This is a genomic window from Ottowia sp. VDI28, from assembly GCF_049532675.1.
Taxonomy (GTDB): Bacteria; Pseudomonadota; Gammaproteobacteria; order Burkholderiales; family Burkholderiaceae_C; genus Ottowia.
This window is the reverse complement of record NZ_CP149820.1, coordinates 5700368-5718661: the sequence shown is the minus strand read 5'-3', so window position 1 is coordinate 5718661 and position 18294 is coordinate 5700368. Positions and strand designations below refer to the sequence as shown.

General features: G+C 64.2%; 15 protein-coding genes and 1 pseudogene. 9 read left to right on the top strand and 7 right to left on the bottom strand.

The annotated features are described in order from the left end of the window. Positions 1-45 precede the first annotated feature (45 nt). Complete coding sequence (yihA, locus tag WJU18_RS27100; RefSeq protein WP_423457112.1) at positions 46-726, bottom strand: ribosome biogenesis GTP-binding protein YihA/YsxC; 681 nt, start codon at positions 724-726, stop codon at positions 46-48. Between the two features lie 175 nt (positions 727-901). On the opposite strand from yihA, the gene WJU18_RS27095 reads away from it, so the two are divergent. The 5 genes and pseudogenes from WJU18_RS27095 (at position 902) to WJU18_RS27075 (ending at position 7030) form a co-directional block, all read left to right on the top strand. Continuing rightward, the gene (locus tag WJU18_RS27095) at positions 902-1519 is read left to right on the top strand and encodes a c-type cytochrome (RefSeq protein WP_423457111.1); all 618 of its coding nucleotides are present in this window, start codon (positions 902-904) and stop codon (positions 1517-1519) included. 312 nt (positions 1520-1831) lie between these two features. Further along, a complete protein-coding gene (locus WJU18_RS27090) occupies positions 1832-3871 on the top strand; it encodes a cytochrome c biogenesis protein ResB (protein ID WP_423457110.1) in 2040 nt (679 codons plus the stop codon). A gap of 31 nt (positions 3872-3902) precedes the next feature. Then, a pseudogene (ccsB, locus tag WJU18_RS27085) lies at positions 3903-5248 on the top strand (c-type cytochrome biogenesis protein CcsB). A gap of 62 nt (positions 5249-5310) precedes the next feature. Then, complete coding sequence (gene msrP, locus WJU18_RS27080) at positions 5311-6297, top strand: protein-methionine-sulfoxide reductase catalytic subunit MsrP (RefSeq protein ID WP_423457109.1); 987 nt, start codon at positions 5311-5313, stop codon at positions 6295-6297. A 115-nt stretch (positions 6298-6412) separates the two neighbouring features. Further along, complete coding sequence (locus tag WJU18_RS27075; RefSeq protein WP_423457108.1) at positions 6413-7030, top strand: sulfite oxidase heme-binding subunit YedZ; 618 nt, start codon at positions 6413-6415, stop codon at positions 7028-7030. A gap of 16 nt (positions 7031-7046) precedes the next feature. On the opposite strand, the gene lysA is transcribed toward WJU18_RS27075, so the two are convergent. Both lysA and lptM read right to left on the bottom strand, forming a co-directional pair. Beyond that, positions 7047-8333 carry a diaminopimelate decarboxylase gene (gene lysA, locus WJU18_RS27070; protein ID WP_423457106.1) on the bottom strand — a complete coding sequence of 429 codons (1287 nt, stop codon included), beginning with the start codon at positions 8331-8333 and terminating at the stop codon, positions 7047-7049. Next, entirely contained in the window at positions 8330-8596 is a 267-nt protein-coding gene (lptM, locus tag WJU18_RS27065) for an LPS translocon maturation chaperone LptM (RefSeq protein ID WP_423457104.1), read from the bottom strand. The genes lysA and lptM overlap by 4 nt, the downstream gene beginning before the upstream one ends. Before the next feature lie 22 nt (positions 8597-8618). On the opposite strand from lptM, the gene cyaY reads away from it, so the two are divergent. The 4 genes from cyaY to WJU18_RS27045 all read left to right on the top strand — a co-directional run bounded on the left by cyaY (position 8619) and on the right by WJU18_RS27045 (position 12054). Then, positions 8619-8948, top strand: coding sequence for an iron donor protein CyaY (gene cyaY, locus WJU18_RS27060; protein WP_423457102.1), 330 nt, complete (start codon positions 8619-8621; stop codon positions 8946-8948). A gap of 17 nt (positions 8949-8965) precedes the next feature. After that, positions 8966-9790 (top strand): ABC transporter permease, encoded by an 825-nt coding sequence (locus WJU18_RS27055; protein WP_423457100.1) that lies wholly within the window; start codon positions 8966-8968, stop codon positions 9788-9790. Positions 9791-9801: 11 nt separating this feature from the next. Beyond that, positions 9802-10569, top strand: coding sequence for an ABC transporter ATP-binding protein (locus WJU18_RS27050; RefSeq protein WP_423457098.1), 768 nt, complete (start codon positions 9802-9804; stop codon positions 10567-10569). Positions 10570-10842: 273 nt separating this feature from the next. Next, positions 10843-12054 (top strand): tyrosine-type recombinase/integrase, encoded by a 1212-nt coding sequence (locus WJU18_RS27045; RefSeq protein WP_423457096.1) that lies wholly within the window; start codon positions 10843-10845, stop codon positions 12052-12054. 504 nt (positions 12055-12558) lie between these two features. Here WJU18_RS27045 and WJU18_RS27040 read toward each other — a convergent pair. The 4 genes from WJU18_RS27040 to WJU18_RS27025 all read right to left on the bottom strand — a co-directional run bounded on the left by WJU18_RS27040 (position 12559) and on the right by WJU18_RS27025 (position 18291). Next, positions 12559-13455 carry a LysR family transcriptional regulator gene (locus WJU18_RS27040; protein WP_423457094.1) on the bottom strand — a complete coding sequence of 299 codons (897 nt, stop codon included), beginning with the start codon at positions 13453-13455 and terminating at the stop codon, positions 12559-12561. Between the two features lie 143 nt (positions 13456-13598). Next, on the bottom strand, positions 13599-14885 hold the full coding sequence (locus WJU18_RS27035; protein WP_423457092.1) for a TolC family protein: 1287 nt from the start codon (positions 14883-14885) through the stop codon (positions 13599-13601). Further along, the gene (locus WJU18_RS27030; protein WP_423457090.1) at positions 14882-15202 is read right to left on the bottom strand and encodes a DUF3240 family protein; all 321 of its coding nucleotides are present in this window, start codon (positions 15200-15202) and stop codon (positions 14882-14884) included. Before WJU18_RS27030 ends, WJU18_RS27035 begins: the two co-directional genes overlap by 4 nt. Then, positions 15199-18291, bottom strand: a complete 3093-nt coding sequence (locus tag WJU18_RS27025; RefSeq protein WP_423457088.1) for an efflux RND transporter permease subunit — start codon at positions 18289-18291, stop codon at positions 15199-15201. The genes WJU18_RS27030 and WJU18_RS27025 overlap by 4 nt, the downstream gene beginning before the upstream one ends. Positions 18292-18294: the final 3 nt, after the last annotated feature.

Here is an 18294-nt window from a genome sequence, read left to right as displayed (position 1 = left end):
GTGGCGCCGAATGTTGGGCTTCCTTCGTCAGCCCAACCTACAAGCTTAGGCCGAAGCTGCCGGAACCAGCTTCCGAAGCCAGAGCGCGGCGTCTTCCAGGCCCTGGCGCTTGAGGGCGGAAAACAGCTTCACGTCGCCGCCTCCTGCCTGCAGCCTGGCGATCGAAAGTGCTTTGGCTTGGTCGGAACGCGTGAGTTTGTCGGCCTTGGTCAGCAGAATCAGGAACTTCAGGCCTTCTTCCACGCGCGGGCGGATGACTTCGAGCAGCACCTCGTCCAGCTCCTTCAGGCCATGGCGTGGATCGCAGAGCATCACAACGCCAATCAGGTTCTCCCGGCTGACCAGGTAGTTGGCCATGACTTGCTGCCAGCGGCGCTTGTCGGCTTGCGGTACGGCGGCATAGCCATAGCCGGGAAGGTCGGCCAGCACGGCGTCGGTTTCTCCCTGGCGGCCCAGGGAGAACAGGTTGATGTGCTGCGTGCGGCCCGGCCGCTTGGAGGCAAAGGCGAGCTGGTTTTGCTGCGTCAGGGTATTGATGGCCGTGGATTTGCCGGCGTTCGAGCGGCCGACAAAGGCAATTTCCGGCACGGTATGCGGCGGCAACTGGTCCAGTTGCGCCGCGGTGGTCAGAAAGCGTGCCGTGTGCAGCCAGCCAAGCGCTTCACGCGCGGCGGCCTCGTCGGCGGGCGGCGTGGCGGAATGGGGCGGGCGTGGCGGATGGGTCATGATATTTCAGGGGCGAGCGCGGCGCGGGAAGCCGTGCGGAAGTGGGCGCAGGCAATAGCGCAGAAAGCGGGGAGATCTTGGCCGTTGGTGGGCATTGTAGAATCACAAGGTTTGGTGCATCCATCCCTTCGGGTGCACTGGCTCCCTCGAATACCATTCAAGAAGACGATCGCCCATGAAGTCGCTCGCCACTTTGCTCACGGCCACCTTGCTTGCGGCCTCTGCTTCCGCCGCTGATGCACCTGCTGCTCCCAAGGCCGATCTGGTCAAAGGCGCCGCCAGCTATGCAGCCACATGCGTGGCTTGCCACGCCGCCGATGGCAACTCCACCGTGCCGGCGCAGCCCAAGCTGGCGCAGCAGCACCCTGAATACCTGCTCAAGCAATTGCTGGAGTTCAAGAGTGGCGCGCGTAACAACGCCGTCATGAAAGGCTTTGCCGCTGCGCTGAGCGAAGCCGATGCCCGCAACATTTCCTGGTGGCTGGCCTCGCAAAAGGCGAAACCTGGCTTCGCCAAGGACAAAGACACTGTGATGCTCGGCGAGCGCATCTACCGTGGCGGCATCGCCGATCGCACGATTCCGGCCTGCGCGGGCTGCCACAGCCCCAATGGCGCCGGTATTCCGGCTCAGTATCCGCGCCTTTCCGGCCAGTATGCTGAATACACCGCTGCGCAGCTGATGGCGTTCCGCGACGGCGCGCGCAAGAACAATGCCGTCATGCATGATGTCGCTGCCAAGATGAACGACCGCGAGATCAAGGCAGTGGCGGACTACATTGCCGGTCTGCGCTGAATCGCGCAACTGGCGTGCCTGGTTTCGTCGAGTTCCAGGCTGAACCGCGCCCGAGGTTAAGGAAAATTCCTTAGCCGCAGCGCGGTTTTTTATTGAAAAGTGGCGCAAAACAAGAAATTGGCCGCTTGGGTGAAACCAAAACGCACGTGCGGCACTCCAATGCCGTGAACACGGCTGCGCATGCGCAGCGCAGAAGCAGGAAGAAGTAGCAGGCAGGCGGATTTCAACTGGCATGGCAACGATCACTACGGAAGGCTTCGAGCCGCAAGGCGGCTCCCCGCGTGGCGCACGGCAATGGAATTGCTGTCGTCCATGCGTTTCGCGATCGCGCTGCTGACCATCATCTGCATTGCTTCGGTGATCGGCACCGTGCTCCAGCAGCACGAGCCAGCCGTCAACTACACCAACCAGTTCGGGCCGTTCTGGGCAGAGGTGTTTCTCACGCTCAAGCTCAATGCCGTCTACAGCGCCTGGTGGTTCCTGCTCATCCTGGCTTTTCTGGTGGTGAGCACTTCACTGTGCATTGCGCGCAATACGCCGAAGATAATTGCCGATCTCAAGAATTACAAGGAAAACATCCGCGAAAAAAGCCTCCAGGCTTTTCATCACAAAGCTCAGGGGCATCTGGCGGGCACGCCAGAAGCCGAGGCGCAGCGCATCGGCCAGATGCTGGCTGGCGGCGGTTGGAAGGTGCGCCTGCAGGAGCGCGATGCAGGGGCCGATCACAAAGGCTGGATGGTGGCGGCCAAGGCGGGCGGTGCCAACCGCATTGGCTATATCGCGGCCCACAGCGCCATCGTGCTGGTGTGTCTGGGGGGCTTGCTCGATGGCGATCTGATCGTGCGCGCGCAGACCTGGCTTGGCGGCAAATCGGTCTATACCGGCGGTGGGCTGGTCTCTGAAGTCAAACCTGAGCACCGCCTGCCCGAGAACAACCCCACTTTCCGGGGTAACCTGGTGGTGGCGGAGGGCTCGCAGTCGAGCACCGCCATTCTGAGCCAATCGGATGGCGTGTTGTTGCAGGAGCTGCCGTTTGCGATCGAGCTCAAGAAGTTCATCGTGGAGTACTACTCCACCGGCATGCCCAAGCTGTTCGCCAGCGATATCGTCATTCACGACAAAGCCACCGGCGAGAAGGAAGAGGCGCGCGTGGAGGTCAACCATCCTGCGAGCTTCAAGGGCATTCAGATCTATCAGAGCAGTTTCGACGATGGCGGCTCGCGCGTGAAGCTGCGGGCGGTGCCGATGGCGGCAGCCAGCAAGCCGTTCGAGATCGAAGGGCAGATTGGCGGCTCCTCCGAGATCACCAACGGCAATGAGAAGCTGACGCTCGAGTACACCGGGCTGCGCGTCATCAACGTGGAGAACATGACCCGGGAAGGCTCGGGGGTCGACGTGCGCAAGGTGGACCTGCGCCAGTCGCTGAACGATCGCCTGGGCGCGGCAGACAAGAGCGTCAACAAGCAGGAGTTGCGCAACGTTGGCCCCAGCATCAGTTACAAGCTGCGCGATGCGTCCGGCCAGGCGCGCGAATTCAACAATTACATGCTCCCGGTGGACACGGGCGACGGCACGCCCGTGTTTTTGCTCGGCGTGCGCGACACCCCGGCCGAGCAGTTCCGCTACCTGAGGGTACCTGCTGACGAAGATGGCTCCATGCAGGGGTTCATGGGGATGCGCGAAGCCTTGCTCGACCCGGCGCAGCGTGAGCGTGCCGTGCATAACTATGCGTCCAAGGCCGTGGAGCCCGGCCGTCCGGAACTGACGGAGCAACTGGCGATCTCCGCGGCGCGCGCACTGAACCTGTTCGCGGGCGCTGAAGCCATCAAGGGTGAGCAGAAGGGCGGCCTGCAGGCTATTTCCGATTTCATGGAAGAAGCCGTGCCTGAGGGCGAGCGTGAAAAGGCGGCCGGCGTGCTGCTGCGCATTCTCAATGGCACTCTCCTGGAGCTGAATACGCTTTCGCGCCAGAAGCAGGGCAAGCCGCCGCTGGCCGAAAACGAGGCCAACGGCCGCTGGCTGAACCAAGCCATCCTGGCACTTTCGGACATCAATTTCTACCCCGCGCCGGTGGCGATGGAGCTCACGGATTTCACGCAAGTGCAGGCCAGCGTGTTCCAGGTGGCCCGTGCCCCCGGAAAGACCGTGGTCTATCTGGGCTGCCTATTGCTCATTTTGGGGGTTTTTGCCATGCTCTACGTGCGCGAGCGGCGGCTGTGGGTATGGCTGGCGCCGCAAGGTGCTGGCCTTGCGGGCACACAAGCCATCATGGCGCTCTCTTTCAATCGTAAAACCCTGGACGCTGACCGCGAACTCGCCCAGCTTCGGCAGAAGCTGCTTGCGTCTCCATGAAATCAGACACAGATTTCCCGAGGTACTGGCCATGAACACCACGAGCACCGTTGCTTCCCCCGCCAGCGCGTTGACGCTGAACGAAGGTTATTTCAGCCGCCGCAACTGGGGGGATTGGCTATTTGCCCTGCTGGCCGTGGTCGGCGCGTTGTTCGCGTTCTCCAAGTACCACGCAGCGATGGATGTCTACGAAAAAGCCATCCTGGCGGGCACCGTGCCGGTGGTGATCTGGCTGGGGTGGTTCTGGCGGCCGTTGCGCCAGCTCATGCTGGTCGTGGCGGCGCTGTCACTGCTGGCCATTGCGTCCTATGACGGGGTGATCTCCGGCGCGCGGATTCGGTGTTCTGGCTCAAGTATTTCCTCTCCAGCCAGTCCGCCATCCTTTGGATGAGCGTGCTGTTTTTCATGAGCACCGTGTTCTACTGGGTGGGCATGTTCTCCCGTGGGCAGGCCGCCGCGTTCGAGGGCCTGGGCTCCAAGGTGGCCTGGGCGGCTGTCACGCTGGCGCTCGTCGGGACGATGGTGCGCTGGTACGAAGGCCACCAGATTGGTCCGGATATCGGCCATATTCCGGTCAGCAACCTGTACGAAGTCTTCGTGCTGTTCTGCTGGATGACCGCGCTCTTCTACCTTTATTACGAAGCGCAGTACAAAACCCGCGCCATGGGTGCCTTCGTGATGCTGGTCGTGAGCGCGGCGGTGGGTTTCCTGCTGTGGTACACGCTGGTGCGCGACGCGCACGAGATCCAGCCTCTGGTGCCAGCCCTGAAGAGTTGGTGGATGAAGCTGCACGTGCCGGCGAACTTCATCGGCTACGGTACTTTCGCGTTGGCCGCCATGGTGGCGTTTGCCTACCTCATCAAGCAGCAAGTGGCTGAAACGCGCTGGTACAAGCTGACGCCCATCTGGCTGTTCGGCGTGGCCTTGTGCTTTGTGCCCATTGCTTTCCGCCAGCGCGGCGTGGGTGAAGCCGGCGGGGCCTACTGGTTCGGTTATGCGATTGTCGCGGCGCTGATCATCGGCGGCATCCTTCTGGGCCGCAAACGCATTGCCGAGCGCCTGCCCAGCTTCGAAGTGCTGGATGACGTGATGTACAAATCCATCGCGCTCGGTTTTGCCTTCTTTACTATCGCCACGGTGCTGGGGGCGCTCTGGGCGGCAGATGCCTGGGGCGGCTATTGGAGTTGGGATCCCAAGGAAACCTGGGCTTTGATCGTGTGGCTCAACTACGCGGCATGGCTGCACATGCGTCTCATCAAAGGGCTGCGCGGCTCGGTGGCGGCATGGTGGGCACTGGCTGGCCTTGCGGTGACCACCTTCGCTTTCATCGGCGTGAATATGTTCCTGAGCGGCTTGCACAGTTACGGCACGCTGTAAAAAATAAGAACTCTGAGCCCGGCGCGAAGTCCTGGAGGGGTATTGGATACGAAAGGTTGACCATGCTGATCCGAGGCCGAGACACTGGTTTTACTCATCCGCACGCGAGCGAGATCACCCCGCGCGCCCTCTATGAAGGCAGGCGGGACCTGCTCAAGCTGATGGCCGGCGGTGTGCTGGCAGGCGGGGCGCTGGGGAACACATGGGCGCAGGGCACGGCCCGGCCGGGCAAGGAGGCGGCGTTGCCTGCAGGCAAATCGGCCGTCGCTGGCGCGATGACCATGGAAAAGGTCACGGCCTACAAGGACGCCGCGAGCTACAACAATTTCTATGAATTCGGCACCGACAAAAGCGATCCTGCGCGCAATGCCCATACGCTGAAAACATCCCCTTGGGTGGTGGAAGTGGAAGGCTTGGTCAAGAAGCCCGGCAAATTCGATCTTGAGCAATTGCTCAAGCTTTCTCCCATGGAAGAGCGCATCTATCGCCTGCGCTGCGTGGAAGGCTGGTCGATGGTGATCCCCTGGGAGGGATACTCGCTCTCCGAGTTGATCAAGCGGGTGGAGCCGCAAGGCAGCGCCAAGTATGTCGAGTTCGTCACGCTGGCCGATAAAGCCACCATGCCGGGCCTGCGTTCGGGCGTACTCGACTGGCCTTATGTCGAAGGGCTGCGGCTCGATGAGGCGATGCACCCGCTCACGCTGCTGGGCTTCGGGATGTATGGCGAGGTGTTGCCCCGGCAGAACGGAGCGCCGGTGCGTCTGGTGGTGCCGTGGAAATATGGCTTCAAATCAGTCAAATCGATCGTGAAGATCCGCTTTGTAGAGAAGGAGCCGCACACGGCCTGGAACAAGGCGGCGGCCAACGAATACGGGTTCTATTCGAACGTGAACCCCGATGTCGATCACCCTCGCTGGAGCCAGGCCACCGAGCGCCGCATCGGCGAAGACGGCTTGTTTGCCAAGAAGCGCAAGACGCTGTTGTTCAATGGCTACGAGGCGCAGGTCGGGCAACTCTATGCCGGCATGGATCTGAAGCAGAATTACTGAGGATGGCGCTTTGCCTCGCCATCCCATGAATTTTGGTCATTCCCGCGCCAGGGCTTCGTTTAAACGCAGTCACTGGATTCCCGCCTGCGCGGGAATGACGAGGATGTGAGCGAACGTGAAGGCCGTGTTTCTGCATCCCGCCGCGAAGCCGGTGCTCTTTGTCCTATGCCTTTGGCCCCTGGGGTGGTTCATCTATGGCGCCGCGTTCGATCAGTTGGGCGCGAATCCAGCCGAGGCCCTAATCCGCGGTCTTGGCGACTGGACGCTGCGTTTGATGTGCCTGACGCTGGCGATCACGCCATTGCGGGTGCGCCTGCGCTTACCGCAACTGGCGCGTTTCCGGCGCATGCTCGGGTTGTTTGTTTTCTTCTACGCCAGCTTGCACCTGCTGGCCTATGGCTGGCTCGACATGGGGCTTGAGCTGGCCGATATCGCCCGCGACATCGCCAAGCGCCCCTTCATTTTGGTGGGTTTTGCGTGCTGGATGCTGCTGTTGCCGCTGGCCGCCACCTCATTCAACCGCGCTATTCGTGCCTTGGGCGCACGCCGCTGGCAAGCCTTGCACCGGCTGATCTATTTGATCGCAGGTCTGGCGTTGTTGCATTTTTTCTGGATGCGTGGTGGCAAGAATGACTACACCGAGGTGATGGTTTATGGGGCCATCATCGCGGTCTTGCTGCTGGAGCGCATCTGGCGGGCCTCATGGAGACCCTCTCTTGCAGGGAGAGGGTGAGGGTAACCGCAGGTTCTCAGGCTGATTCCAGCTGCCACAGATCCTGAACACGCTCCCTGGCGCGGATCACACGAGCCTCGGCGCCGTTTACCATGACTTCAGCCGCACGCGGGCGCGTGTTGTAGTTGCTGCTCATGCTCATGCTGTAGGCGCCAGCGGAGAGCACGGCCAGCAGATCGCCGGGCTGAACGCCCAAAGGCCGGTCGCGGCCCAGCCAGTCACCGCTTTCGCATACGGGGCCGACCACGTCGTAGGTGGTGGCGGCGGCATCGCGCGGCTGCAGGGGGACGATCTGGTGAAACGCCTCATACAGTGCCGGGCGCGGCAGATCATTCATGGCGGCATCGACGATGCAGAAATTCTTCTGCTCGCCGGGCTTGAGGTACTGCACTTCCGTAATACAGATACCGGCGTTGCCGACCAACGAACGGCCAGGTTCGATCATCACGGTGCGGTCGCCGAAGCCACGCGCATCCAGGCGTGCCAGCAGACGGGCCCACAGGGCATCGGCTGCAGGCGGGGTGTCGCCGTTGTAGTTGATGCCCAGGCCGCCGCCGAAGTCGATATGGTGGATTGGGATACCCGTCTTCTCGATGCTGGTCACCAGATCGAGAATGCGTTCCATGGCTTCCAGGTAGGGAGCCTCTTCGGTGATCTGGGAGCCGATGTGGCAATCGATGCCCACGACCTTCAAGCCGGGCAGGGCGGCGGCGCGCTGGTAGGCCGCCAGGGCATCTTCGTGCGCAATACCGAATTTGTTGCCCTTCAGCCCCGTGGAGATGTAGGGGTGTGTTTTGGCATCCACGTTCGGATTGACGCGGATACTGATGGGGGCCACTTTGCCGCATTCGCGAGCGACAGCGTCCAGCACGTCCAGCTCAGGCAGGCTCTCGACGTTGAAGCAGCCGACGCCCGTCTGCAGGGCCTGCCGCATTTCCTGCCGGGTCTTCCCCACGCCAGAGAAGATGATCCTGGCCGGATCGGCGCCCACAGCCAGCGCGCGCTCAAGCTCCCCGCCGGAGACGATGTCGAAACCGCAGCCGGCATCGGCCAGCAGTTTCAGGATCGCCAGGGAGGAGTTGGCCTTCATCGCATAGCAGATCAAGGATTTTCGGCCCGCCAGCCCGCGCTGGTAGGCCGCCAGCGCGGCCAGTATGGCTGCCTGGGAGTAGACGAACAAAGGAGTGCCGTGCTGGCCAGCAAGATCGCGCAGGGCCACTTGCTCGATCATCAACTGGCCGTTCTGGTAGGCCACGAAGGGGCTGCCGGGCAGGGCAGTGCTGGAGGAGGTCGGGAGGCTCATTGTGTTTCAGGCAGATTGGGCAGCGCCGAGGGGGGCGTGGTGGTCCGGGGGGCCGATGCTGGAGCGGCGGGCGCGCTGGCCGGGCGGGCGGGTTGCCCGAAAACCGTTTGCGGCAGCGTGGCGCGCTCCGCGGCGGGAGGGGTGTTGGGAATGAAGAGCGGGCCCTTCTGTCCGCAACCGGCCAACATGCCCGCGAAGACGGGCAGGGCAAGGGCGATGGCTAAAATTCTGGAAAGCTGCGGCATCAGTGGCATAACTGGCATAACAAATGATTGTAGACACCCCATGACCGACCTTGAATACATGAACCTGGCCGAGTCGCTGCTGGCCAGCATCGAAAAGCGGTGCGACCAACTCAATGAGACCACGGAAGCAGATATCGACAACCAGCGCGTGGGCGGCATGGTGACGCTGGCGTTTGCCGACGGCAGCCAGATGGTGGTCAACCTGCAAAAGCCGCTTCAGGAAGTATGGCTGGCGGCGCGCTCTGGGGGCTACCACTTCAAGCACAGCGGCGGCGCCTGGCGCGATACCAAGACGGGCGAAGAGTTTTTCGCGCGCCTGTCGGCCAGCGCCAGCGAGCATGCGCGCATGCCGTTGGTTTTTCAAGCTTGACTCAAGGGCCTGGCTTCATGTCCGCCACCGCGGAGGCCATGCCCCCGGCAGCTTCCCAATGGGCGCTGCTGGGGCGTGATATTCGGCAATCCCTTCGCCTTTGGCGGCTGTGGACCCATCTGGGCTGGGGAGACATCCTCAAGCAATACCGCCGGTCCTTCCTTGGGCCCGTATGGCTGACGCTCAATTCCATGATCTTCATTGTGGTTTTCAGCTTCATCGGCGCGCAACTGTTCAACCAGACCCTGGGCACGTATCTCAGTTATTTTTGCCTGGGGCACGTCTATTTCGGCTTCCTGGCCGCGACCATCAATGATGGCTGCCAGACCTACATTGCATCCGAGGCTTTTCTCAAGCAGACCCCCTACCCGAAGATGGTCTTCGTGTTTCGCGTGGTGTGGCGCAACTTGCTGATGCTGGCGCACAGCGTTCCCATCGTGCTGGGGGTTCTGTGGTGGACCGGGCTGCTCTGGAAGATCCAGTTGGGGTGGTGGGTGCTGGGTTTCGTCCTTACGGTGGCTGCGGCGATTCTGGCCGTTGCTTTGCTGGGTGCGTTGGCAGCGCGCTTCCGTGATGTGTCGATGATCGTCCTGAGCTTCATGCAGATCGCGCTTTTTGTCACTCCAGTCATGTGGCAGGCTGATCAACTGACCGGACGCGCCCGGCTGATCGTCCACTGGAACCCTCTGGCGGCCTTTCTTGAGCTGCTGCGGGCACCACTGCTGGGACGGCCGCCCAGTTCAGAGGCGCTCACCATGGCCGTGTCGATCATCTTGCTGCTGGCTGTACTCTATGCCGTGGCCTACGTCCGCGTGCGCCGCCGCATCGTCTATTGGCTTTGATTCGAATTTGAATGACCCATCTCATCCTGTCCCGGGTATCGGTGGATTTTCCCATCTACACAGCGCAGTCCAAGGGCCTGATCAATACGCTCATGAGGTTCAAGGGCATGCATCAGGGGCGTGTTGAATCGCAGGGCCGAGGGCGCCACACCATGGTGCATGCGCTTCGCGACGTCTCACTGACGCTGCGGCATGGCGACCGGGTAGCGCTCATTGGGGGGAACGGTGCTGGCAAATCGACCTTGCTTCGGGTGCTGTCTGGCGTATATGACCCCACCGCCGGGCAGATGGCCAGCAGCGGGCGCATTTCGGCGTTGACCGACCTGATGCTGGGGATGGATCCTGAGGCCAGCGGCTATGAATTCATCCAGACGAGGGGGATCGTGATGGGGCTGACCGCCGCGCAGGCGCGCCGCATTGTTCCCGATGTCGAGAGCTTCACCGCACTGAGTGAATACCTGCACCTCCCTGTGCGAACCTATTCGTCTGGCATGCTGCTGCGGCTGGCCTTTGCCGTGGCTACCGCCATCCAGGCCGACATCCTGTTGATGGATGAAATGATCGGCGTGGGCGATCAGGCTTTTCTCGCCAAGGCGGGCGAGCGGCTGGAGAACCTGATGAACAGCGTGGACATCATGGTCCTGGCTTCGCACAATGAAGGGATTCTGCGCAAGTTCTGCGACAAGGGCGTGCTTCTGTCCGAGGGACGAGTGGCCCTTACCGGTACGCTGGATGAGTGCCTGGAGGCCTATAGCTCCAGCGTACGCTTGCCTGCGTAGCAGCCTTTTTATCGCCGGGCCGCTCCCAAGGTGAAAAAGCACCCCCTCGGGGGGCAGCGGACCGCGCGAAGCGGGGAAGCGTGGGGGCCATTTTTCATTTCACGATGACTCCAGCCCGGCCTTGCGCTGGACTGCGCCGAAGCCAGATACAGCAGGTTTATCAATCACTTAGGCGAGTTCAGCATATGCCGGTGCATTCCGAAACCTGACCCGCCTTCCTCTCTGATGGCCCCTATGAGGCTCCTGGGAAACGGGTCTTTCCGAGGAGTCATCATGGCAAAGCTCAAGCTCACCAAGTCCGCCGTCGATGCGGCGCAACCCCAGGCGCAGGCCGTCGAGTTGCGGGATACCGTCGTGCCGGGTTTCATGTGCAAGATTACACCGGCGGGCCGGAAGGTGTTCATGCTCCAGTACCGCACCAACGCGGGCGAGCGCCGCAAGCCTGCCTTGGGCCTGTATGGCGAACTCACCGTCGAACAGGCCCGCGCCCTGGCGCAGGAATGGATGGCCGAAGTACGCCGGGGCGGCGATCCCAGCGCGGCCAAGGCCGCCGCCCGTTCCGCTCCCACGGTCAAGGAGCTGTGCGGCAAGTTCATGGAGGACTACTCCAAGCAGCGCAACAAGCCCAGCACGCAGGAGGGCTACCAGAGCGTCATCGACCGCAACATCATCCCCATCCTGGGCCGGATCAAGGTGCAGGACGTGAAACGTTCCGACGTGGCCGCAGCGATGAAGAAGATGGCCTACAAGCCCGCCGATGCGAACCGCACCTTCAGCGTCTTGCGCCGCATGTTCAACCTCGCCGAAGTCTGGGGCTACCGACCCGACGGCACCAACCCTTGCCGCCACGTCCCGGTATATCCCGATGGCAAGGCCACCCACCTCATCAGCGACGAAGACATGGGCAAGCTGTTCCGCCACCTGGAGCACATGGAGGCTGAGGGGCTGGAGCACTACACCATCCCGCTGGCGATCCGCCTGCAATTCGAGTTCGCAGGCCGCCGCTCCGAAATCATCTCGCTCCAATGGCAGTGGGTCGATCTGCAAAACCGCCGGGTCGTCTGGCCCGACAGCAAGACCGGCGGCATGTCCAAACCCATGAGCGAAGAAGCGTATCGGCTGCTTTCAACGGCACCGCGCCGGGACGGCTGCCCCTACGTCCTGCCCTCGCCCAATGACCCAACCAAGGCACTCACCGAAGGCGAGTATTACGGCGGCTGGAGCCGCGCCCTCAAGGCCGCAGGGGCAACGCACGTCGGCACGCACGGCATCCGCCATCGCTCGACGACCGACATTGCTAATTCGGGCATTCCGGTGAAGGTGGGCATGGCACTGACCGCGCACAAGACCGTGGCGATGTTCATGCGCTACGTCCACACCGAGGATGACCCGGTGCGCAAGGCGGCGGAGCTGGTGGCCAACCGTCGTAAGACCGTCGTCATGGGCAAGCAGCCAGCCGTACAGGAAAGCACCACCGCCGCATGAGATAACTGCCCCGACCTGCATTCGGACTGCCAAGATTCCGCCCCTGTTTTACGCACGCCAACGTGCGCAAAACAGGGGCGGCAGCATTTCAGCCGCGAGCGTTGCCGCTGGTATTGCCACTGCCCACCACGAAGCCTTCCCTGTGCATTGCAACGTGTCTCCGGCCTGTCATTGCGCGTGCATTCGGGCTGCGCGCCGAACTGCACACGGCACCGCCGCTCAATGTGCAGACAGCGGGCCATGCCGCGCCGCCGCCGCATCGAATTTGCGTGCCGTGGGGCTCAAAGCGGCGGAAGGCAAGATGAAAGGGCACGGCACCACGGTGCGCGCCAAGCCAGTCTGCACGTGGGGTTGGGGCGGCACACGCCGAATGCGGCACCGTGCCGTTGAACTGTGTCAATCCAGCAGCCATGCGGCTTGCCCGCGTGCCACCTACGCAGAAAAACGCCCTGCTGCGCCAGGGCAGCAGGTCGTCAACGACGGGAAGAATGCTGGGAAATCGACTCAGGGATGCGAGTCAGGAGGGGCCGCAGTGGCGCGTTCGATGAATCGGGCCAACGACTCGGACGAGGCCATATTGGCCCGCAGGAGGTAGGTGGTCAAGGTGGGCGATATGCCTGCCAGCGGGCGGCTGCTCACGTCGGGAGAGCGGCTCGCGGCAATCTGCGAAGCCCCGACAAACGCCAAGGCATAACCAGCAGAAACCAAGGTCAATGCCAGATCGAGCGAAGACACTTCCTCGGCCACCAGCGGCTCCAGATCAACCGTGCGCAGTACCTTGGCGATTTGGCGGCAATAGCCCTCGCACAGGTGCGGGTCGCCCATCAACAAGGGATAGCGCAAGACCTCTTGCAGTGGGATGCGCTTGTAGGCCATCAGGGGATGCGTGGCGGGCATTGCCACCACCAGCGGATCATGCCAAACGGGGACGGCCAGCAGACCTTCGCCCACCTCATCGGACTGGGCGAATCCGGCGTCGTATAGATCGTCTTGCAGGCCTTTGAGCTGCTGCGACAGCGGGACTTCGTTCAGTTGAATGCCGACCTCGGGATCATCCTCCCGGCACTTCGCCAGGAAGGCCCCGAGGTGCGGCGGCGTGATGCCGTCGGACAGCGCGATGCGCAATTGGCCGTCGTAGCCCGCAGCAACCGCCTTGGCCCCGTCGCGGGCCTGCTGCAAGGCCGCGAAGATGCGCGGCACATGCTCCTTGAAGACCTGCCCGGCGCGTGACAAGCGGGTGCTGCGCGAGTTGCGGATGAACAGCCGCACGCCCAGGTCTTCTTCCAGTTCCTTGATGGCGCGGGACAGGGGCGACTGGTCAATGTGCAGGCGCTCGGCGGCGCGGGCGAAGTGCAGTTCTTCAGCAACGGCCAGGAAGCACCGCAGATGTCTTAGCTCCATTCCTTATCCTCCTCGGCTCGCTTTTCCAGTGAGGGTGGGGAGAGGAGCGTGCGGCCGAAGGCACCCCCATCACCAACGCGATTTCTGCTGCGTCTAGAGCGCCGGCGGATCTGCTCTTGGCGTTTGAGACAAGACGCCACCCCTCACTGGGATCTCCCACGAGCAACACTCTCGCCATGGCCTGCGCCTTCCGAATGCCACACCGCATGCGCGTCGATGCGCACCAGCATGGCGGCCTGCAGCGCATCCACCCGCGCCTGTGTTTCCGCCAAGCGGGCCTGCCGCAGGCTGCGCAGGGACAACAGGTATTCGCCGAGCGGGGCCTCGCCCAGCTCCCATGCCCGGCGCGTGCGGGTATTGGCGGCGGTCTGTGCGGTCAGCGCCTGCTGGTGCGACTGCCACTGCGCACGCTTGCTTTGCGCGGCTTGGACGGCTAGCCATGCGCCTTGCTCGATGGCGCGCCGCACATCGGCCGCCTCGGCTTCAGCGGCTGCGGCGTTGGCACTCTCTGTGGCGGCCCGGGCGCTGCGGTAGTCCGTGCCGAAGGGTATGGAGAGCACCACCCCCACAACGCGCTCCGCGCCGCCGCGGTCGGACAGGACGCGCACGCCCACCGTGGGGTCGGGCGTGCGTTCGGCGCGTGCGCGTTCGGCCACCTTCGACAGGCGCGTGGTTTCGCCGTTGGCCATCGCGATCTCGGCGCTTTCCTGGACGATGCGCTCTCGCCAGGCTTGCGGGCTATCGGGCAGCTCTTGCGGCTCGGGCAGCACAGCGGCGGCGTGGGGCACGGTGATTTCCGGGAACCCCAGGGCCAAGGCCTGCCGGGCCGCCAGCGCCGCATCGCGCGCCATCAGGGTCTGCGCTGCCTGGGTGGCGCGCTCGGCGTCCAGCACGTCCATCTCGCGCCGTGCCGCATCGCCCAGGACTATGCGGCGGGCCAGGGCGTCGCGCTCGCGGGAGAGCAGTTGATCCTGCGCCGCCGTCTCTTCGGCCACGGCGCTGCTGCGCAGCCAGCCCATCCAGGCATCGAGGAGGCGGCGAGCCACCTGGTGCTCGGCATCTTCCAGCCGCAGGTCGGCCACGCTGCGGGTGCTGCTGCCGATCTCCCGGTCCAGCCGGGCCTTGTCAGGCAAACGGATGGTGCGGCTGATGCCCATTTCCCATTCGTTGTAACGGCGCTGCTCCGTGGTGACATGGCGGCGCTGGAGGCCCGTGTTGGCCTGGAATTCATGGCTACCCACATCCAGGGCACGCTGGGTCGCCTCGGCAGCTCGCACACGCTCGGCCGCCGCGCGCACGACGGGCTGTGCCCTCAGGGTGGCCCGGACCTGGGCCGATGGGGGAAGCCAGTCCGGCGCGGGTTCCTGCGCCAGCGCAAACCAGGGAATGCAGGCCAGCGCCGCCGCCGCACAAGGAGAGAGCAACTTCATGCCAGCCGCCCCATCGCCATAACAGGCTCCATCCACCAGCGCACGTCGCTGGATGCGATGCGCTGGCGCAGTGCGGCCAGAAGGCCATCCACGCGCTCGCGCTCGATCACGACCCACAGCACACGCCGGTCGACGCGGCCACGCACCTGCTCGCGGATCGAGGCATGCGCGAAGTCGCTGCTGTGCCCCTCGGCGTGCAGCAAGGTGAAGCCCGGCAGCGTGGGGTCGGCCATCAGGACGCCCGTCACGGCCTCTTCCAGCGCGGGAGGGCACACCAGGTTCAGGCGCACCCATTCGGTTTGATGTGGCGCGTTCATGCGGCACCTCCTTTCATCGATTGCCCGAAGCGCCGGTACAGCACCGGCAGCAGCACCAGCGTGAGCGCGGTGGAGCTGACCAGCCCGCCGATCACCACGATGGCCAGCGGGCGCTGGATCTCCGAGCCCGGCCCGGTGGACAGCAACAGGGGCACCAGGCCAAAGGCGGTGATGGAGGCGGTCATCAGCACCGGACGCAAGCGGCGCAGCGAGCCTTCGCGCACCACCTGATCCAAGGGCAGGCCCAGCGCGTGCAGGTGGTTGAAGTGCGTGACCAGCACCAGCCCGTTGAGCACGGCGATGCCCAGCAGGGCGATGAAACCCACCGATGCGGGCACCGACAGGTATTGCCCCGACATCCACAGCGCGGCCATGCCGCCGACCAGGGCGAAGGGCACATTGCCCAGAATCAGCACGGCCTGACGCACCGAACCGAAGGTCATGAACAGCACGAAGAAGATCAGCGCCAGCGACACCGGCACCACCAGCCCCAGACGGGCGGCGGCGCGCTGCTGGTTCTCGAACTGGCCACCCCATTCCAGCCGGTAGCCCGCAGGCAGGGGAACGTCACGCGCCACGGCAGCGCGGGCCTCATCCACAAAGCCCACCAGGTCGCGCCCGCTCACCATGGACTGGATCAGCGCGAAGCGCGATCCGCCCTCGCGCCGCACCAGCACGGGGCCCTGGGTGGTGGTGATGGCGGCCAGCGACGTAAGGGGGATATCCCCGGAGCCGCCTGCGCCGCTGCGGGCCAGCCGCAAGTCCTTGAAGCGCTCGGCCGAACCGCGCAGCAGCGCGTCGCCCCGCACCACGATGGGCGTGCGCCGGTTGGCCTCGATCACCACGCCGGCGGGAACGCCTTCGAGCTGCGCACGCAACTCGTCCTGCACGGCCGTCACCGCCAGCCCTGCACGGCCGCTGGCCTGGGCGTCCACCTTCACCTGCAGGTACTCGACGCGGTCGCTGGCCTGCGTCAGCACGTCGCGCGCGCCGGGCACTTTCTCGACGCTGGCGGCGATGCGCACGGCCAACTCGCCCAGGGTGCTCAGGTCCGGGCCGAAGAGCTTGATGGCCACGTCGCCACGGCTGCCGGTGAGCATTTCGGAAACGCGCATCTCGATAGGCTGGGTGAAGCCGAAATCCAGGCCGGGGAAGGCCGCCATCACCTTGCGGATTTCCTCGCCCAGCGATTCCTTGTCCATGCGCCACGTCTTGCGGTCGCCAAGCTGCATGAACATGTCGGTTTCATTCAGGCCCATGGGGTCGAGCCCCAGCTCGTCCGAGCCGACGCGGGCGATGCTGTGCTGCACTTCGGGCACTTTGGCCAGGATGGCTTTCTGCACCGTCAGGTCGATGTCGCGCGAGCGGTTCAACCCGATGGAGGGCGGCTTTTGCAACTGCAGCAGGATGTCCCCCTCGTCCATCGTCGGCATGAAGGCCTTGCCGGTTCCCAGGTAGGCCACCACACCGAGCATCAGGGCCGCCAGCGCCACGGCCGTAGCCCGCAGCGGGTAGGCCAGTGCCGCATCCAGCACCGGGCGATACAAGCGCAATGCGCCGCGCATCACCCAGGGTTCGTGGTGCGCGCGCTCCTTGAGCAGCAGCGACGACAGCACGGGCACCAGCGTCAGCGACAACAGCAGCGAAACGCCCAGTGCGAACACAATGGTCAGCGCCACGGGGGCGAACAACTTGCCCTCCAGCCCCTGCAAGGTCAGCAGCGGCACGAAGGTCAAGCAGATGATGAGGATGCCCGAGGCCACGGGCAGAGCCACCTCGCGCGCGGCGGCGAACACGCGGTGCAAACGTGGCAGTTGCGCCCCATCGGCGTGCGGGTCGAGGCGGCTGACGGCGTTTTCCACCACCACCACGGCCGCATCGACCAGCATGCCGATGGCGATGGCCAGCCCGCCCAGGCTCATCAGGTTGGCGCTCATGCCCGCGATGCGCATCAGCAGGAAGGTGCCCAGCGCGGCCAGCGGCACCATGAGCGCCACCACCAGCGCCGCGCGCAACTCGCCTAGAAAGAGCAGGAGCAGCACGACGACCAGCACCGTCGCTTCGATCAGCGCGCTTTCCACCGTACCCACCGCGCGCTGGATGAGCGTGCTGCGGTCATAGAAGGGCACCACCTTCACGCCGGGCGGCAGGCTGGTGGCGAGTTCATCCAGGCGCGCGCGGATCGCCTTCACCAGCGTTGACGCATCGGCGCCACGCAGCGCCACGACGATGCCTTCCACCGCCTCGCCCTGGCCGTCGCGGCTGACGGCCCCATAGCGGGTCAGCCCCTCCATGCGCACGGCGGCTACATCGCCCACGTGCACGGCAGGTGCGCTTGCCGTGGCGGCGCGCAACACGACACGCGACAAATCCTCCGCGCTGCGGATCGCGCCGTCCGACCGCACGATCAGCGCGTTTTCCCCCGCGTCCAGGCGGCCCGCGCCGTCATTGCGGTTGTTGCGGCTGACGGCCGTCACCACGTCGGCAAAGCTCATTCCGGCGGCGGACAGGCGCGCGCGGTCGGGCACCACGGCAAAACTGGCAGCCTGGCCACCCAACACGTTGATGTCGGCCACGCCGGGCAGTGTGCGCAAGGCGGGGCGCAGCGTCCAGTCCAGCAGGGTGCGCCGCTCGCCCAATGACAGTGAGCCGCCCTCGATGGTGAACATGAACACGTCCGACAGCGGCGTGGAGATGGGTGCCAGCCCGCCGCCAACGCCTTCGGGCAGACTGCCCGCGACGGCGGCGTAGCGCTCGGCTACCTGCTGGCGCGCCCAGTAGATGTCGCTGCCCTCGGCAAAGTCCAGCGTGATGTCGGCGATGGCGTATTTGGCCGTGGAGCGCAGCATCACGCCTCGCGGCACACCCAGCAACTCCATCTCCAGCGGCGCGATGACGCGCGATTCGACCTCTTCGGGCGTCATGCCCGGCGCCTTGAGGATGAGCTTGACCTGCGTGGGGGAGATGTCCGGGTAGGCGTCGATCGGCAATTGCAGAAACGAGGCCACGCCCGCGCCCGCGAGGACGAGCACGGCCAGCAGTACCAGCAGGCGCTGGCGCAAGGAAAACTCGATGAGGCGAGAGAGCATGCC

Coding starts and splice junctions, on each gene's coding strand:
- WJU18_RS27095 (WP_423457111.1), top strand. CDS start 902: ATGAAGTCGCTCGCCACTTTGCTCACGGCCACCTTGCTTGCGGCCTCT.
- WJU18_RS27030 (WP_423457090.1), bottom strand. CDS start 15,202: ATGAACGCGCCACATCAAACCGAATGGGTGCGCCTGAACCTGGTGTGC.
- WJU18_RS27050 (WP_423457098.1), top strand. CDS start 9,802: ATGACCCATCTCATCCTGTCCCGGGTATCGGTGGATTTTCCCATCTAC.
- lptM (WP_423457104.1), bottom strand. CDS start 8,596: ATGCCAGTTATGCCACTGATGCCGCAGCTTTCCAGAATTTTAGCCATC.
- WJU18_RS27090 (WP_423457110.1), top strand. CDS start 1,832: ATGCGTTTCGCGATCGCGCTGCTGACCATCATCTGCATTGCTTCGGTG.
- lysA (WP_423457106.1), bottom strand. CDS start 8,333: ATGAGCCTCCCGACCTCCTCCAGCACTGCCCTGCCCGGCAGCCCCTTC.
- cyaY (WP_423457102.1), top strand. CDS start 8,619: ATGACCGACCTTGAATACATGAACCTGGCCGAGTCGCTGCTGGCCAGC.
- msrP (WP_423457109.1), top strand. CDS start 5,311: ATGCTGATCCGAGGCCGAGACACTGGTTTTACTCATCCGCACGCGAGC.
- yihA (WP_423457112.1), bottom strand. CDS start 726: ATGACCCATCCGCCACGCCCGCCCCATTCCGCCACGCCGCCCGCCGAC.
- WJU18_RS27035 (WP_423457092.1), bottom strand. CDS start 14,885: ATGAAGTTGCTCTCTCCTTGTGCGGCGGCGGCGCTGGCCTGCATTCCC.
- WJU18_RS27040 (WP_423457094.1), bottom strand. CDS start 13,455: ATGGAGCTAAGACATCTGCGGTGCTTCCTGGCCGTTGCTGAAGAACTG.
- WJU18_RS27025 (WP_423457088.1), bottom strand. CDS start 18,291: ATGCTCTCTCGCCTCATCGAGTTTTCCTTGCGCCAGCGCCTGCTGGTA.
- WJU18_RS27055 (WP_423457100.1), top strand. CDS start 8,966: ATGTCCGCCACCGCGGAGGCCATGCCCCCGGCAGCTTCCCAATGGGCG.
- WJU18_RS27045 (WP_423457096.1), top strand. CDS start 10,843: ATGGCAAAGCTCAAGCTCACCAAGTCCGCCGTCGATGCGGCGCAACCC.